The sequence below is a fragment of the Staphylococcus sp. HMSC36A10 genome, assembly GCF_001838845.1.
GTDB classification, from domain to species: Bacteria; Bacillota; Bacilli; order Staphylococcales; family Staphylococcaceae; genus Staphylococcus; species Staphylococcus aureus.
This window is the reverse complement of the sequence record NZ_KV839121.1, coordinates 23,162-40,339: the sequence shown is the minus strand read 5'-3', so window position 1 is coordinate 40,339 and position 17,178 is coordinate 23,162. Positions and strand designations below refer to the sequence as shown.

The following is a 17,178-nucleotide window of genomic DNA, read 5'->3' as shown; positions in this document are numbered from 1 at the left end:
TAAAGAAGAAGCGAAAGAGAAGTATGAGGCACAATTTAAGATAAGGAGAGATGGAGATGTCAAAGAAAACGGTAACGATTGATGTAGATGAAAACTTATTAGTAGTAGCTAGTAATGAAATATCAGAACTATTATATGAATATGACAGTGAGTTAATGTCAGCTGATGAAGATGGCGATAATAGAGATATCGAAGAAAAAAGAGACGCATTAAAACAAGCTATACAAATTATCGATAAATTAACATGGGGTGTTTAGTGGTGGTTAAAGAAATTTTGAGACTATTATTCTTACTAGCGATGTATGAGCTAGGTAAGTATGTAACTGAGCAAGTATATATTATGATGACGGCTAATGATGATGTAGAGGCGCCGAGTGATTACGTCTTTCGAGCGGAGGTAAGTGAGTGATGTGGATTACTATGACTATTGTATTTGCTATATTGCTATTAGTTTGTATCAGTATTAATAGTGATCGTGCAAGGGAGATACAAGCGCTCAGATATATGAATGATTATCTACTTGATGAAGTAGTTAAAACTAAAGGATACAACGGGTTAAAAGAATACAGGATTGAATTAAAGCGAATGAATAACGATATTAAAAAGTAATTTATATTATCGGAGGTATTGCATGTATAACAGGAAAGAAATACGTGAAATGATAGATAACTACAAGTGGATGAAGAACATAATAGACAGTAAAGTCTACGATAACGAAAGTACATCAATTGCACAATATGGTTATCAATCTGCGATGCCAAAAGCTAAAGGCACGACTAGCAATAAAGTGTTAGTGAAAGTTATAAACAAAAACAAAGCGCTTAGAAAGTACGATTACTTGATTAAGAAGATAGCGTTCATTGATGAATATGAAGAATACATCACGAATGAAAAAGATTATCATATTTTACAAATGTTAAAACAACGAGAAAGCCATAATAGGATCATGAGCATTCTTGATATAGGCAGAGACAATTTTTATTCTAGAGTAAAAGATATAGTAAATATACTTTATAACTTGCAACAAGAAACCGACAGTTCGGACACATCGTACAGTTCGGACACATCGTACAGTTCGGACACATCGTACAAATCGTACACATCGGACTAATTTTGATGCTACATATTGTTTTTTATTATAATTGCTGTGTAGCAAAACATTTATATTTCTTTTGAACTCTCACATTAAGTGAGGGTTTTTATTTTTATAAACAAGAGGTGGAGAATGGAGATATCAAAGTACCAAGAGATAGCTACACGTACACACAATGATGAATTGAATTTAAATGAATCTATTACTTGTTACGGCTTAGGTTTAACTCAATCTACAGGCAATGTTACAGATCTAATTAAACAGCATATGTTTTGTAATGTACCGATAGATAAAGGAATTATGATAAATGAACTTAGCGAAGCATTGTGGAATATAGCTAATCTTACTAACGTGTTAGGTATTAACTTGGATGAGATAGCTGGTCATAGTGTTAACACTATCTTGATGAATAAACCTAATCAGACTATCAATTTAGACAATGGTATAAAACAAGGAGACAAAGTATTGTTTCAAGGTAGTAAGTATCTTGTTGATGGATCGATAGGAAACTTATTGTTAATTAGCAATGATAAAGATGATAGACAAGTAACTGTGCAAGATGTTAAGAAAGTCGACAAGGAGTGATGTGCATTGTCTATTATGAAGCGATGTGGTCATCCAACATGTAATGTATTGATTAATCATAATGAAAGTTATTGTGATAAACACAAGCAATATGCAAATGAAAATTACAATGATTTGAGACGTCGAAACGATCCAGAGTATTTAAGATTTTATAAATCGAAAACGTGGCAAAACATGCGTCGAATTGTATTGTTAGAACATGATTTTATTTGTGTTTCTTGTGGCAATCAAGCGACTATGGTTGACCATATTGTACCAACAAAAATTGATTGGGCAAGAAGATTAGACAAAAGTAATTTACAGCCTTTGTGTGATGCTTGCCATAACCAAAAGACAAAAGAAGATTTGAAGAAATATTAAAAAAGATAAAAATAGGAAGTCCCCCCAAAGATGAAACGGGCGTCAATGAAAGGTTCTGGAGAACGGAGCAGAGTTTTCTTCTCAAAAAATTCCCTTTATTTAAGTTTTTTTAGTAGGAGGTGCTAATTTATGGCGGGTAGACCTAAGAAGCTTTTGTCAAATTCGAACAAGAATTATACAAAAGAAGAAATTATTGAAAAAGAGCGTCAAGAAGCTCAATTAAATAAATTTTCTAAAATCGATACTGAACCACCGCACTTTTTAGATGAAATAGCGAAACAAGAATACTTAAGAATATTACCGCACATGCAAGAATTGCCAATTTCCAACTTAGATAAAGCACAATTAGCACAATATTGTAGTTTTTATAGTGACTTTGTTAAAGCAAGTTTGATTTTAGAGCGCGAAGACTTGATTTTAGAAGACGACAAAGGAAATCAAAAGGTTAATCCGGCGTTCAACATAAAGGAAAAAGCGGGTATTCGATTGCAACAAACAGCTAATACTTTAGGATTAACTATTGATAGCCGATTGCGTATTATGGTTCCTGATGAAAAAGAAGATGATGATCCATATATGGAATTTGTGAGTGATTAGTAATGACTGATTATGTTACTAAATACGCAAAAAAGGTAGTTTCAGGAGAAATTTTGGCAAGTTTGAAGAATATTCAAGTATGTAAACGTCACCTATCTTTTATGGAGAACCCGCCGAATGGTTGCCATTGGGATAATCATTTGTCTAACAAAGCAATTAAATTTGTGGAAATGCTTCCAGACCCTAAAACAAACCAGCCCATGCCTCTTATGGAGTTTCAGAAATTCATTGTTGGGAGCTTATACGGCTGGCGTAGAGGTCAATACAGAATGTTTACTAAAGCTTATATAAGTATGGCTAGAAAACAAGGTAAGTCTCTAATCGTATCGGGAATGTCCGTTAACGAACTGTTGTTTGGACAATACCCTAAATTTAATAGACAAATTTATGTAGCTTCATCTACTTATAAGCAAGCGCAAACAATATTCAAGATGGCAAGCCAACAAGTAAACCTAATGCGAAGTAAAAGCAAGTTTATCCGTGAAAAAACAGACGTAAGAAAGACAGACATTGAAGATGTATTAAGTAGTTCAGTATTTGCACCTCTTTCCAATAACCCAGATGCGGTTGATGGTAAAGATCCTACAGTTGCTATTTTGGACGAATTGGCAAGTATGCCTGATGATGAGATGTACTCAAGGTTTAAAACAGGTATGACATTACAAAAAAATCCTTTAACCCTACTTGTTTCAACGGCCGGAGACAATTTAAATAGTCAAATGTACCAAGAGTATAAGTATATTAAACGTATTTTAAATGAAGAAGTAAGAGCTGATAATTACTTTGTATATTGTGCTGAAATGGATTCACAAGAAGAAGTTCAAGATGAAACAAAGTGGATTAAAGCAATGCCGCTTTTAGAATCAAAAGAACATAGAAAAACTATACTTCAAAATGTAAAAGCTGATATACAAGACGAATTAGAAAAAGGGACATCATATCATAAGATTTTGATTAAAAACTTCAATTTATGGCAAGCGCAAAGAGAAGATAGCTTGCTAGATATTTCAGATTGGGAACAAGTAATAACGCCTATGCCTAATATCAATGGTAAAGATGTGTATATAGGTGTCGACTTATCGAGATTGGATGACTTAACATCTGTAGGGTTTATTTTCCCTAACGACGATAAAAAAGTGTTTTTACATAGTCATTCTTTCATTGGATTAAGAACAAACTTAGAACAAAAATCTAAGAGAGACAAAATAAATTATGAATTAGCGATTGAACGTGGCGAAGCTGAGACTACACAATCAGATAGCGGCATGATTGATTATAAACAAGTTATCGATTTTATAGTGAAATTTATAACGACGCATGACCTGAATGTACAGGCTGTTTGCTATGACCCTTGGAATGCGCAAAGTTTTATAACAACAATCGAATCAATGGCTTTAGATTGGCCACTCATTGAAGTGGGACAAAGTTTTAAGGCGTTATCACAATCTATTAAAGAATTTAGAATGTGGGTTGCAGATGAAAGAATACAGCATAACGATAATATGTTACTTACAACATCAGTTAATAATGCCGTTTTGATTCGTGACGGAGAAGACAATGTGAAAATAAATAAAAAAATGAATCGTCAAAAAATAGATCCGATTATTTCGATTATCACAGCTTTCACTGAAGCTAGAATGCACGAATTCCAAGAAAATTGGACGGAGAAATATGAAAGCGAAGAATTCGGATTTTAAAGGTGGTGACAAAATGGACTTGAATAAAATAAATGTCTTTTTTAATTTCTTGGTTGCTAATTTGGTTAGCATCCTTTTTTTATTAGGTTTGTTTGTGGTTAATGTTTCTGTGTATAAAGCATTCGGTCAAAATATAGGACTTTTATGCATTGGTATAACACTGATTGTTATTTCGTTGATTTTAAATCACGAAAGCAATCAAGAAAGGAGTTAGTAGTTGTGGGGATTTTTTATAAAAATGAAAAACGAGACTTGCAATACAACGAAGATGATTTGCAAATGATGGTTCAAACTTTGCCAGGTTTTCAAGGAACAAAATTACGACAATATAAAGATATAGAAGCAATTAGGCATAGCGACATCTTTACTGCAGTTATGATGATTGCTTCTGATTTGGCGCGCATGCCAATTAGGGTGACAGTGAACGGCCAAATTAATTATAGTGACAGGATTGTTAATTTGTTAAATACACGTCCTAACCCAATGTATAACGGCTATATATTCAAATTAGTAGTGTTTGTTAGTGCCTTACTAACATCGCACGGCTATATTGAAATTACACGTGATAAAACAGGAGAACCTATGAATTTAACGTTCAGAAAGACATCCGAAATAGAATTGAAATCAGACGCAAGAGGTCGACTGTATTATTTTCATCAAAGGATAGACAGTAACGGAAATAATATAGAACGTAATGTTAAGTTTGAGGATATGCTAGACATCAAATTTTATTCGTTGGATGGTATAAATGGTTTGTCACTGTTAGACACATTAAGTCGCACGATAGAATCAGATAACAATGGAAAAGATTTCCTTAATAATTTCTTGCGAAATGGCACACATGCTGGTGGTATTTTGAAAATGAAAGGTGTATTAGATAATAAAAAAGCAAGAGACCGTGCCAGAGAAGAATTTCACAAAAGTTTTAGTGGAACTAAACAAGCTGGGAAAGTTGTCGTACTCGATGAATCAATGACGTTTGATCAATTAGAAGTTGATACAGAAGTTTTAAAGCTTATCAGAGAAAACAAATCATCAACAAGAGAAATAGCAGGTGTATTTGGTATTCCATTGCATAAGTTCGGCATAGAAACAGCGAACATGAGTATCACGGATGCTAATTTAGATTACTTATCAACTTTAAAACCTTATATTACATGCGTTTGTGCAGAATTGAATTTTAAGTTTAATGATGAATATGTGAATCGTGAATTTAAATTTGATACCACTGAAATACGAGTTGTTGATGAAAAAACACAAGCTGAAATTGACAAAATTAACATTGATTCTGGAAAGATGAATATCGATGAAATTAGACAACGTGATGGATTAGCGCCAATACCAGGCGGTAATGGTAGCATTCACAGAGTCGATTTAAACCATGTAAATATTGAACTTGTAGATGAGTATCAGATGAATAAATCGAGAGCTACTGATAAAAAATTGAAAGGTGGTGAGGAAAATGAGTAAGGAAACGAGAGTTGGCAACATTATTGAGGTACGCTCAAATGATAACAACGAAATGGTCATAGAGGGGTATGCGTTAAAGTTTGACACTTGGTCTGAAAATCTTGGTGGATTCAAAGAAACGATTTCACGTCGCGCTTTAGAAAACACTGATTTATCTGATGTGCGTTGTTTAGTAGATCATATCCCATCGCAAATAATTGGTAGGACAAAATCGGGTACTTTGGAGCTCGAAACTGATGATGTTGGACTTAAATATCGTTGTAAGTTACCAAACACAACATTTGCACGTGATTTATATGAGAACATGCGTGTAGGCAACATCAATCAATGTTCGTTTGGTTTTATGCTTGACGATAAAGGCGATGAAGTGCGTTTTGATGAACAAGAAAACATTTACAAACGTACTTTAACAGCAATTCGTGAACTTACAGATGTTTCTGTAGTGACTTATCCGGCTTACAAAGACACTGATGTTAAACCAGCATTACGTAGTATTGAAACCGTTAAAAAAGAACAACGTAAAAAAGAATTAGAAATAAGACTAAAGAAACACTCTATATTAAATAATATTTGGTGAAGTTGAACACCATTATCAAATACAGCCATTGGACATGCTGAATATAGCGATGTCTATTTTTTTATGCCAATTTTAGGAGGAAATTAAATGAAAACAAAAGAAGAGTTACAATCTGAGATTTCAGACATTAAAAGACAAATTGATTTAAAGGTGAAGTATGCAACGAGAGCACTTAATAACGATGAGTTAGAAAAAGCAGAAAAATTAGAACAAGAAATTACTGATTTACGTTCTCAAATCCAAGAAAAACAAGAAGAATTAGATAAGCTAAAAGAAAAAGATGGAACTTCAGAAAACAATCAACAATCAGTGGAAGTAAACGAAGCACGTACTTATCGAAACCAAGCAAACATTAATGATTTAGGTATTTCGATTCAAAACACAAAGGTAACATCACAAGAAGTTAGAGATTTTACTGAATATCTTGAAACACGCAATGATATTCAAGGTGGTTCGTTAAAAACAGACTCAGGATTTGTAGTTATTCCAGAGGAAATTGTTACAGATATTTTAAAATTAAAAGAGGTTGAGTTTAATCTTGATAAGTATGTGACGGTCAAACGTGTTACAAATGGTTCTGGTAAATATCCGGTAGTACGACAATCAGAAGTTGCAGCCCTTGAAAAAGTTGAAGAATTAGAAGAAAACCCTGAATTAGCAGTTAAACCATTCTTCCAATTAGCATATGACATTAATACACACCGTGGTTACTTCCGAATTTCACGTGAAGCAATCGAAGATGCAAAAGTGAATGTTTTGCAAGAATTGAAACTATGGATGGCGCGAACTATTGCAGCAACACGAAACAAAGCAATTATTGATGTTATCACTAAAGGATCAACGGGTTCTACAAGTTCAGGTTTTGAAAAAGAAGGCAAGAAATTAGAAGTTAAAAAAGCAAAATCTTTAGATGATATTAAAGATGCTATTAACCTGAATGTTAAGCCTAATTACGAACATAATGTTGCGATTGTTTCGCAAACTATGTTTGCAAAATTAGACAAAATGAAAGATAAGCTAGGAAACTATTTAATCCAACCAGATGTTAAAGAAAAAACGCAACAGCGTTTATTAGGAGCTAAAATCGAAATTTTACCTGATGAAGTACTAGGGCAAAAAGGTAATAACACTTTGATTATCGGTAACTTAAAAGATGCGATTGTTTTATTTGACCGCTCTCAATACCAAGCATCATGGACTGACTACATGCATTTCGGAGAATGTTTAATGATTGCTGTACGTCAAGACTGTAGAATTCTAGATTATAAATCAGCAATTGTGATTGAATATGATGATAGTGAACGCGGTGAAGGCGATCTTGGCTTAGAAGCATAATAAGCGCTCGATACTTTATAAAGAGGTGATAAACTATGGCAATGTATGAAGTGAAGAAATCTTATACTGACTTGGAAAAAGGCCAGTATTTAAAGTCAGGTAAACGTGTTGAAATGACAGTAAAACGTGCTGAATATGTTAACAAAAAGCTGAAAGAGCATGGAGTAATACTTGAAAGAGTAAAAGAAGAATAGGTGATTGAATGCAATTAACAGCTGAGGAACTTAAGTTATTAAAAAAGCATTGCAAAATAGATCACAATTCAGAGGACGACTTATTAGAAATATATTACTCTTGGGCATTCCATGAAATAGCTAGCGCTGTTACGGATGAACCAAGTAAATATATTGATTGGTTTAAAAGTCATCCTCTATTTGCTCGTGCTATATACCCTTTAGCAAGTTACTATTTTGAAAACCGTATTGCTTATTTGGATAGGGATTTATCGCTTGCGCCACATATGGTTTTAAGTACGGTGCATAAATTGAGAGGTTCATTTGAGCAATTTTTGGAGAGTGAAAATGATGAAATTTAATTCCAATAAATTAAATGAACGTATAGATTTTTGTGAAGATGTAAGCGAGAGAGTGAACGGAAATCCGATGAAACCGAAGACGAAAATATTATACTCTTGTTTCGCTTGCATTCAAGAATCTAAAGAATCCGACACTCAAACGAATCTCAATACAGGTAGCAAATTCATTAAAACTATTATTATCAGAGATACACGAGGTGATTATAAACCAACAAATAAGCATTACGTCTTGCATGAAGGGCAAAGATTTAACATCAAATATGTAAAGCCAGATTATCAAGATAAATCTTATTTGCGTATCTATGGCGAGGTGGTCATTTAATGGGGGCAAGAATTGAAAGTAATAACATCGAACAAGGTTTGAAAAATGCAGTTTTAAAAATGAATTTAAATAGTAATGTAATTGTCAAAGCTGGGGCTATGTCATTAGTCCCGCTTTTAAAAAGTAATACACCTTTTGCGAATACTAAAAAGCATGCTCGCGATCACATAGCTGTTTCTAATGTGAAAACAGACAGACACACAAGTGAGAAAATCGTTACAATTGGTTACGCTAAAGGTGTCTCACATCGTATTCATGCAACAGAATTTGGAACAATGTACCAAAAACCACAATTGTTTATAACAAAAACAGAAAAGCAAGGGAAAAACAAAGTTTTAAAAACAATGCTTGATACTGCTAAGAGGTTGCAAAAATGATTAATGTTACCAAATTAATTAGAAACGCTATTATTGCAAATAACATTACAGATGAAGTGAATGTGTTTAACTACACTATAGATGACCATTTTCACGAAAAAACTGACAAGCCTATTATTCGTATATATCCCTTACCGTTCAATCCTGACACATACGCTGATGATAACGAGATTTCAAGAGAATACCATTACCAAATTGATGTTTGGTGGTCTCAAGATGAACCGAACGAGCAAGCAGAAAAAATTGTTGAGTTACTCAAAGTGATAAATTTTCAATGTTATTACAGAGAACCGTTATACGAGAGTGACGTCATGTCATTCAGACATATTATAAGAGCAAAAGGCTCGATTTTATCAATGAAATTGGAGGAAAATTAAATGATTGAAAAATTGAAACAAGCACCAAGATTTTTAAAATTAAACTTACAACATTTTGCAGATACAGGAGTTTCGGGTATCGCAATTGGGGTATCAAACTTTTATTATGCACCTATTTTAAAAGATACAGAAAATGAATGGGAAACTGGAGCTGGCACACGTATTCGTTTCTTAAAAGAAATTGAAGTAGACCGTCCACAAGATACCGAGGAAGATTATGGGGATGATATGGTCGCAGCAACTGCTGTATCTAATGGTAAACTAAGTGTTAAGACAACATTTGTTACTGTTCCTGCTGACGATAAGGCGTTCTTGAATGGCGCTAAAAAAGGTGTAGGTGGTTATAAATATGGAGCTAAGGATATCCCGCCAGATGTAGCGATTGTATTTGAAAGACGTAATCATGATGAGTCTTCAGAATGGGTTGGCTTGTTCAAAGGTAAATTCACTCGTTCAAGCATCAAAGGGCAAACAAAACAAGATAAAGTTGAATTCCAGAATGACGACGTAGAAGGCAATTTTATTGATCGTTTGTTTGATGAGAGCTCGCATGTTACTGGCTATGATAAAAAAGGAAGCACTACAGGGCGCGATTATGTATTCATGGAAACATTTGGTAAAACTTATGATGAATTCATGTCTAGTCGAGGAGAACAAAATATGGAACCTGTAGAAAAAGAAATGAAAAAAACAGAAAAAGTTGAAGTCACTTCTGTAAACGTCACTGATGAACAAGTTACAGTTAAAGTTGATGCTACTAAACAACTATCAGCCACAACCGAACCATCTGGACAGAAAGTAACTTATGCAGTGACTGGGGGGCAAACGTATGCTAGCGTAACATCAACTGGCCTCGTTAAAGGTTTGGCGGAAGGTAATGCGACCGTTACAGCGACTGCAGGAAAGCAAACTGATACTGTGCAAATTACAGTACAATCTAATTTAGAAATGTAAGTTTTGAGGGCTTAACGCCCTCTTTTTATTTTGGCCAAATTAAAAAGAAAGTAGGAATTTAATAATGGAACGTACATCAATTGAATTAATTACAGGATTTACAAAAACAGGAAAGCCGCAATATCAAAAGTATTTAGCGAAGCCGATTATTACTTTGTTTGAAACAATTCAAGGTTCAAAATTAGGTTTGAAACTTAACAAAGCCTTTAAGGGGGCTGATTTTAAAGATCTAACAGAAGAAGAATTTAATAACTTAAGTGTGACAGAACAGGAAGAATACAGAAACAAGCAAGAAGAATACGAAAACAACATGGCTGTACAAATGGAAGTATTAGAAGAAGTTTTGGATTTCATCGTTGAAGCTTTTGATAATCAATTTACCAGTATAGAACTTCAAAAAGGATTACCAAATGGTCAAGAAGGTATTGAAAAGATTGGACAGTTAATTGGACGAATTACAGGTGGGGAACCTAGCGATACAAAAAAGTTCGTGACAGAGAATCAGAAATAAGAAAAGAAGATTTAACACCTGAAGCTGTCTACAACAATTACAGGAAAATAGCTAAAGATTTGATAGAAAAAGGCATGGATGCAGAAAAAGTGGCTAACATGCCGATACACTTCTTTTTAGACATTGTCGAATCGAAGATTGAAACAAAGCGAACTGCGAAAAGTTTTAAAGATATTTTTTAATCAGCCTTTAAAGGTTGATTTTTTATTTACATCTTGGAAGAAAGGAGGTTTTTAAATGCCTAATCCTATAGGTAATATGGTCATAAAGGTTGATTTAGATGGTTCTGGATTCAATAGAGGTGTGACAGGTTTAAATAGGCAAATGAAAATGGTTTCGCGTGAGCTTTCGGCTAATTTATCACAATTTTCTAGATATGATAATTCATTAGAAAAGTCGAAGATAAAAGTCGAAGGTTTGAGTAAAAAACAAAAAGTTCAAGCCCAGATTACTAAAGAGCTGAAAGATAGTTATGACAAACTTAGTAAAGAAACTGGTGAAAACAGTGCAAAGACACAAGCTGCGGCTGCTAAATACAATGAAGCTTACGCTAAATTAAACCAATATGAGCGAGAGTTAAATCAAGCCACACAAGAATTAAAAGACATGCAAAGAGAGCAGAAAGCATTAAATACTGCAATGGGAAAACTTGGTACCAACTTTAATAATTTTGGTCCTAAACTTCAAGAAATTGGTAACAGTATGAAAAATGTAGGCCGTAACATGACTATGTATGTAACTGCGCCGGTGGTTGCTGGGTTTGCTGTAGCAGCTAAAAAAGGTATTGAATTCGATGACAGTATGAGAAAAGTTAAAGCAACTTCAGGTGCTACTGGGGAAGAGTTTGAAGCTTTGAAGAAAAAGGCTCGCGAAATGGGTGCAACAACAAAATTTAGTGCATCAGATTCGGCTGAAGCATTAAATTACATGGCACTTGCTGGTTGGGATTCTAAGCAAATGATGGAAGGTTTAAGCGGAGTTATGGATTTAGCGGCAGCATCTGGCGAAGAACTGGGAGCAGTAAGTGACATTGTTACAGATGGACTAACGGCATTCGGTTTAAAAGCAAAGGATAGTGGTCATTTTGCAGACATTTTAGCACAAACTAGCTCGAAGGCAAATACGGATGTTAGAGGGCTCGGAGAAGCTTTTAAATATGTCGCTCCTGTAGCAGGTGCGTTAGGTTACACGATTGAAGATACATCTATTGCGATAGGTTTAATGAGTAATGCTGGTATCAAAGGTGAAAAAGCAGGTACAGCGTTACGAACAATGTTCACCAATCTTTCAAGTCCAACTAGAGCTATGGGGAATGAAATGGAACGCTTAGGAATATCTATTACAGATAGTAATGGGAAAATGATTCCTATGCGAAAGCTTTTAGACCAACTGAGGGAAAAATTTAAACATCTTTCAAAAGACCAACAAGCTAGTTCTGCAGCTACAATATTTGGTAAAGAAGCGATGTCAGGAGCATTAGCGATTATAAATGCTTCTGATGAAGACTATCAAAAGTTAACCAAATCTATAGATTCATCTACCGGCGCATCTAAAAGAATGGCCGATACAATGGAATCTGGTTTAGGTGGGAAATTAAGAACTTTAAGGTCGCAATTAGAAGAACTAGCCTTAACGATTTATGACAGAATAGAACCAGCACTAAAGATTATAGTAAGTGCTTTTAGCAAAGTAGTGACATGGGTTACTAAATTACCAACGTCAATTCAATTAGCGGTTGTTGGGTTTGGATTATTTGCAGCAGTTTTAGGTCCTTTAGTTTTTATGTTCGGTTTATTTATCAGCGTGATGGGGAATGCAATGACAGTTTTAGGACCCTTGTTAATAAACGTTAATAAAGCTGGTGGTTTATTCGCGCTTTTAAGAACTAAAATCGCATCACTTGTTAAACTATTTCCGATTTTAGGTGTGTCGATATCAAGTTTAACGTTACCTATAACATTAATTGTAGGTGCATTAGTTGGTATTGGCATAGCTTTCTATCAAGCTTATAAACGTTCAGAAACTTTTAGAAATATTGTAAATCAGGCAATCTCTGGTGTAGCAAACGCATTTAAAGCAGCTAAACTAGCGTTACAAGGTTTCTTTGATTTATTCAAAGGTGATAGTAAAGGCGCGGTTACCCTAGAGAAGATATTTCCACCCGAAACTGTAGCAGGAATACAAAATGTAGTTAATACGATTAGAACAACTTTCTTTAAAGTAGTTGATGCAATCGTTGGTTTCGCCAAAGAGATAGGCGCTCAATTAGCCTCTTTCTGGAAAGAGAACGGCTCAGAAATAACACAAGCTTTGCAAAATATAGCTGGTTTCATTAAAGCAACCTTTGAATTTATTTTTAACTTTATTATTAAACCAATCATGTTTGCGATTTGGCAAGTGATGCAATTTATTTGGCCGGCGGTTAAAGCTTTGATTGTCAGCACTTGGGAAAATATCAAAGGTGTAATACAAGGGGCTATTAATATTATTTTGGGTATTATCAAAGTGTTCTCTAGTCTTTTCACAGGAAACTGGCGAGGCGTTTGGGACGGCATTGTAATGATACTGAAAGGTACTGTGCAGTTAATTTGGAATTTAATACAACTGTGGTTTGTAGGTAAAATTCTAGGTGTAGTGAGATACTTTGGTGGATTACTTAAAGGTTTAATATCCGGTATCTGGAGTGTTATCAAAGGTATCTTTACAAAATCTTTATCGGCAATTTGGAATGCGACGAAAAGTATTTTTGGTTTCTTATTCAATAGTGTTAAATCTATTTTCACTAATATGAAAAACTGGTTATCTAGTACGTGGAATAATATCAAAAGCAATACCGTCGGCAAGGCTCATTCGTTATTTACGGGTGCAAGGTCTAAATTCACAAGTTTATGGAATGCGACGAAAGATATATTTACTAAATTAAGAAATTGGATGTCAAACATCTGGAACTCTATTAAAGATAACACTGTAGGTATAGCTGGTCGCTTATGGGATAGAGTACGTAACATCTTTGGAAGCATGCGTGACGGTTTAAAATCTATCATTGGTAAAATTAAAGATCATATCGGTGGTATGGTAGACGCTGTTAAAAGAGGTCTTAATAAATTAATTGAAGGTTTAAACTGGGTCGGTGGTAAGTTGGGTATGGACAAAATACCGAAGTTACACACTGGTACTGAACATACGCATACTACTACAAGATTAGTTAAGAACGGTAAGATTGCGCGGGATACGTTCGCTACGGTTGGGGATAAAGGACGTGGAAATGGTCCGAATGGTTTCAGAAATGAAATGATTGAATTCCCTAATGGCAAACGGGTACTTACGCCTAATACAGATACGACAGCGTACTTACCTAAAGGTTCAAAAGTATATAACGGCGCACAAACTTATTCAATGTTAAATGGAACGCTTCCAAGATTTAGCATAGGTACTATGTGGAAAGATATTAAATCCGGTGCATCATCGGCATTTAACTGGACAAAAGATCAAATAGGTAAAGGTACAAAGTGGCTTGGCGATAAAGTTGATGATGTCATGGACTTTATCGATAATCCAGGCAAACTTTTAAATTATGTACTTCAAGCGTTTGGAGTTGATTTCAGTTCTCTAACTAAAGGTATGGGTATTGCTGGCGATATAACAAAAGCTGCATGGTCTAAGATTAAGAAAAGTGCAATCAAGTGGCTTGAGGATGCTTTCGCAGAGTCGGGTGATGGCGGTGTATTAGATATGAGTAAATTACGTTACTTATACGGTCACACTGCTGCTTATACACGAGAAACCGGACGCCCATTCCATGAAGGTCTGGATTTTGATTACATTTACGAACCTGTTCCATCAACCATTAATGGTAGAGCACAAGTTATGCCTTTTCATAATGGTGGTTATGGAAAATGGGTGAAAATTGTAAAGGGCACCTTAGAAGTTATTTATGCACATTTATCTAAATATAAAGTTAAAACTGGTCAACAAGTTAGGGTCGGCCAGCCTGTTGGTATATCGGGGAATACGGGGTTTAGTACAGGACCTCACTTACATTATGAGATGCGTTGGAATGGAAGACATAGAGACCCGTTACCGTGGTTAAGAAAGAATAATGGGGGCGGCAAAAGTACACCCGATGGTAATGGTGCAGCTAATGCTAGACGAGCTATTAAGGCTGCTCAAAATATTTTAGGAGGAAGGTATAAGGCGAGTTGGATTACTAACGAGATGATGCGTGTTGCGAGTCGTGAATCCAATTATACAGCTAATGCAGTCAATAATTGGGATAGCAACGCAAGAGCTGGTATACCTTCAAGAGGTATGTTCCAAATGATAGATCCTTCATTTAGAGCGTACGCAAAGTCGGGTTACAATAACCCTCTCAACCCAACTCATCAAGCTATATCGGCTATGAGATATATTGTGGGTAAATGGGTACCAAGAACAGGCTCATGGAGAGCTGCGTTCAAACGCGCTGGTGATTACGCATATGCTACTGGTGGCAAAGTCTATAACGGATTGTATCACTTAGGGGAAGAAGGATATCCAGAGTGGATAATACCTACTGATCCAAGTAGAGCGAACGAAGCACACAAATTATTAGCTTTAGCTGCTAACGATATTGATAACCGCTCTAAAAATAAGCGACCAAACAACTTACCAAATCCAAGTATAAGTAATAGTGATACAAACTATATTCATACATTGGAGAATAAACTGGATGCGGTTATTAATTGTTTGGTTAGTTTGGTTGAGTCTAATCAAGTTATTGCAGATAAGGATTACGAACCAGTTATTAATAAGTATGTGTTTGAAGATGAGGTAAATAATTCTATCGATAAACGAGAGCGTCACGAATCTACAAGAGTTAGATTTAGAAGAGGAGGCACGATAATCTAATGCAAGATACAATTCAAATAGACAATAAAACAATTGGATGGCTGGTTGTGCAAAGAGGGTTCGAGATACCCTCTTTTAATTTTGTTACTGAAAAAGAAAACGTAAAAGGTAGAGCGGGATCTATTGTTAAGAATCGTTATTTAAATGATATCGAATTTGATTTACCATTAATTATTCGAAACGAAAAATTGTCACCAGGTGGAGAAAAAACACACGATGATATATTAGAAGCATTGGTCAAGTTCTTCAATATTAAAGATTTAACACCTAAAAAACTTAAATTCAAATCTCAAAACTGGTATTGGTTTGCATATTTTGATGGTCCATTAAAATTACCGAAAAACCCAAGAGGTTCAGTGAAGTTCACTATAAAAGTAGTGTTAACAGATCCTTATAAATACTCGGTAACTGGAAACAAAAACACCGCGATTTCAGACCAAGTTTCAGTTGTAAATAGTGGGACTGCTGACACTCCTTTAATTGTTGAAGCCCGAGCAATTAAACCATCTAGTTACTTTATGATTACTAAAAATGATGAAGATTATTTTATGGTTGGTGATGATGAGGTAACCAAAGAAGTTAAGGATTACATGCCTCCTGTTTATCATAGTGAGTTTCGTGATTTCAAAGGTTGGACTAAGATGATTACTGAAGATATTCCAAGTAATGACTTAGGTGGTAAGGTCGGCGGTGACTTTGTGATATCCAATCTTGGCGAAGGATATAAAGCAACTAATTTTCCTGATGCAAAAGGTTGGGTTGGTGCTGGCACGAAACGAGGGCTCCCTAAAGCGATGACAGATTTTCAAATTACCTATAAATGTATTGTTGAACAAAAAGGTAAAGGTGCCGGAAGAACAGCACAACATATTTATGATAGTGATGGTAAGTTACTTGCTTCTATTGGTTATGAAAATAAATATCATGATAGAAAAATAGGACATATTGTTGTTACGTTGTATAACCAAAAAGGAGACCCCAAAAAGATATACGACTATCAGAATAAACCGATAATGTATAACTTGGACAGAATCGTTGTTTATATGCGGCTCAGAAGAGTAGGTAATAAATTTTCTATTAAAACTTGGAAATTTGATCACATTAAAGACCCAGATAGACGTAAACCTATTGATATGGATGAGAAAGAGTGGATAGATGGCGGTAAGTTTTATCAGCGTCCAGCTTCTATCATAGCTATCTATAGTGCGAAGTATAATGGTTATAAGTGGATGGAGATGAATGGATTAGGTTCATTCAATACGGAGATTCTACCAAAACCGAAAGGCGCAAGGGATGTCATTATACAAAAAGGTGATTTAGTGAAAATAGATATGCAAGCAAAAAGTGTTGTCATCAATGAGGAACCAATGTTGAGCGAGAAATCGTTTGGAAGTAATTATTTCAATGTTGATTCTGGGTACAGTGAATTAATCATACAACCTGAAAACGTCTTTGATACGACGGTTAAATGGCAAGATAGATATTTATAGAAAGGAGATGA

General features: G+C 34.9%; 21 protein-coding genes and 1 pseudogene. All 22 read left to right on the top strand.

Annotated features, from left to right (window positions below; all coding sequences use genetic code 11):
* Window positions 1-82: pseudogene (locus HMPREF3247_RS09100) on the top strand (DUF1381 domain-containing protein); the annotation flags it as partial.
* Complete coding sequence (locus tag HMPREF3247_RS09095; protein WP_000039541.1) at window positions 57-257, top strand: hypothetical protein; 201 nt, start codon at window positions 57-59, stop codon at window positions 255-257. The pseudogene HMPREF3247_RS09100 and the gene HMPREF3247_RS09095, both read left to right, overlap by 26 nt.
* A 2-nt stretch (window positions 258-259) precedes the next feature.
* The gene (gene rinB, locus HMPREF3247_RS09090; RefSeq protein ID WP_000237868.1) at window positions 260-409 is read left to right on the top strand and encodes a transcriptional activator RinB; all 150 of its coding nucleotides are present in this window, start codon (window positions 260-262) and stop codon (window positions 407-409) included.
* Complete coding sequence (locus HMPREF3247_RS09085) at window positions 409-609, top strand: DUF1514 family protein (protein WP_000265043.1); 201 nt, start codon at window positions 409-411, stop codon at window positions 607-609. Before rinB ends, HMPREF3247_RS09085 begins: the two co-directional genes overlap by 1 nt.
* A gap of 22 nt (window positions 610-631) precedes the next feature.
* Window positions 632-1,111 (top strand): hypothetical protein, encoded by a 480-nt coding sequence (locus HMPREF3247_RS09075; protein WP_000282747.1) that lies wholly within the window; start codon window positions 632-634, stop codon window positions 1,109-1,111.
* A 114-nt stretch (window positions 1,112-1,225) separates the two neighbouring features.
* Complete coding sequence (locus HMPREF3247_RS09070; protein ID WP_000406191.1) at window positions 1,226-1,678, top strand: nucleoside triphosphate pyrophosphohydrolase family protein; 453 nt, start codon at window positions 1,226-1,228, stop codon at window positions 1,676-1,678.
* Window positions 1,679-1,693: 15 nt separating this feature from the next.
* The gene (locus tag HMPREF3247_RS09065; RefSeq protein WP_000817289.1) at window positions 1,694-2,038 is read left to right on the top strand and encodes an HNH endonuclease; all 345 of its coding nucleotides are present in this window, start codon (window positions 1,694-1,696) and stop codon (window positions 2,036-2,038) included.
* 129 nt (window positions 2,039-2,167) lie between these two features.
* Window positions 2,168-2,635 (top strand): phage terminase small subunit P27 family, encoded by a 468-nt coding sequence (locus HMPREF3247_RS09060; RefSeq protein WP_000919026.1) that lies wholly within the window; start codon window positions 2,168-2,170, stop codon window positions 2,633-2,635.
* Between the two features lie 2 nt (window positions 2,636-2,637).
* Complete coding sequence (locus tag HMPREF3247_RS09055) at window positions 2,638-4,332, top strand: terminase large subunit (protein ID WP_000133304.1); 1,695 nt, start codon at window positions 2,638-2,640, stop codon at window positions 4,330-4,332.
* 219 nt (window positions 4,333-4,551) lie between these two features.
* Window positions 4,552-5,802: a phage portal protein gene (locus HMPREF3247_RS09045; RefSeq protein WP_000511067.1), complete on the top strand. Its 1,251-nt coding sequence runs from the start codon at window positions 4,552-4,554 to the stop codon at window positions 5,800-5,802.
* Window positions 5,795-6,379 (top strand): HK97 family phage prohead protease, encoded by a 585-nt coding sequence (locus tag HMPREF3247_RS09040; protein ID WP_000032525.1) that lies wholly within the window; start codon window positions 5,795-5,797, stop codon window positions 6,377-6,379. Before HMPREF3247_RS09045 ends, HMPREF3247_RS09040 begins: the two co-directional genes overlap by 8 nt.
* An 87-nt stretch (window positions 6,380-6,466) precedes the next feature.
* The gene (locus HMPREF3247_RS09035) at window positions 6,467-7,714 is read left to right on the top strand and encodes a phage major capsid protein (RefSeq protein WP_000849950.1); all 1,248 of its coding nucleotides are present in this window, start codon (window positions 6,467-6,469) and stop codon (window positions 7,712-7,714) included.
* A gap of 35 nt (window positions 7,715-7,749) precedes the next feature.
* A complete protein-coding gene (locus HMPREF3247_RS09030; RefSeq protein ID WP_001252099.1) occupies window positions 7,750-7,908 on the top strand; it encodes a hypothetical protein in 159 nt (52 codons plus the stop codon).
* An 8-nt stretch (window positions 7,909-7,916) separates the two neighbouring features.
* The gene (locus HMPREF3247_RS09025) at window positions 7,917-8,249 is read left to right on the top strand and encodes a head-tail connector protein (RefSeq protein ID WP_001177483.1); all 333 of its coding nucleotides are present in this window, start codon (window positions 7,917-7,919) and stop codon (window positions 8,247-8,249) included.
* Window positions 8,236-8,571, top strand: a complete 336-nt coding sequence (locus tag HMPREF3247_RS09020; RefSeq protein WP_000975314.1) for a phage head completion protein — start codon at window positions 8,236-8,238, stop codon at window positions 8,569-8,571. The genes HMPREF3247_RS09025 and HMPREF3247_RS09020 overlap by 14 nt, the downstream gene beginning before the upstream one ends.
* Window positions 8,571-8,948, top strand: coding sequence for an HK97-gp10 family putative phage morphogenesis protein (locus HMPREF3247_RS09015; RefSeq protein ID WP_000501244.1), 378 nt, complete (start codon window positions 8,571-8,573; stop codon window positions 8,946-8,948). The genes HMPREF3247_RS09020 and HMPREF3247_RS09015 overlap by 1 nt, the downstream gene beginning before the upstream one ends.
* Window positions 8,945-9,325, top strand: coding sequence for a hypothetical protein (locus tag HMPREF3247_RS09010; RefSeq protein ID WP_000611452.1), 381 nt, complete (start codon window positions 8,945-8,947; stop codon window positions 9,323-9,325). Before HMPREF3247_RS09015 ends, HMPREF3247_RS09010 begins: the two co-directional genes overlap by 4 nt.
* Entirely contained in the window at window positions 9,326-10,279 is a 954-nt protein-coding gene (locus tag HMPREF3247_RS09005; protein WP_070866233.1) for a major tail protein, read from the top strand.
* A 64-nt stretch (window positions 10,280-10,343) separates the two neighbouring features.
* Complete coding sequence (gpG, locus tag HMPREF3247_RS09000; RefSeq protein WP_000442602.1) at window positions 10,344-10,790, top strand: phage tail assembly chaperone G; 447 nt, start codon at window positions 10,344-10,346, stop codon at window positions 10,788-10,790.
* Between the two features lie 59 nt (window positions 10,791-10,849).
* Window positions 10,850-10,972: a phage tail assembly chaperone GT gene (gene gpGT, locus HMPREF3247_RS08995; protein ID WP_000570353.1), complete on the top strand. Its 123-nt coding sequence runs from the start codon at window positions 10,850-10,852 to the stop codon at window positions 10,970-10,972.
* 55 nt (window positions 10,973-11,027) lie between these two features.
* Complete coding sequence (locus HMPREF3247_RS08990) at window positions 11,028-15,677, top strand: phage tail tape measure protein (protein WP_001133529.1); 4,650 nt, start codon at window positions 11,028-11,030, stop codon at window positions 15,675-15,677.
* The gene (locus tag HMPREF3247_RS08985) at window positions 15,677-17,167 is read left to right on the top strand and encodes a phage distal tail protein (protein ID WP_001154327.1); all 1,491 of its coding nucleotides are present in this window, start codon (window positions 15,677-15,679) and stop codon (window positions 17,165-17,167) included. Before HMPREF3247_RS08990 ends, HMPREF3247_RS08985 begins: the two co-directional genes overlap by 1 nt.
* The last annotated feature ends 11 nt before the right edge of the window (window positions 17,168-17,178 follow it).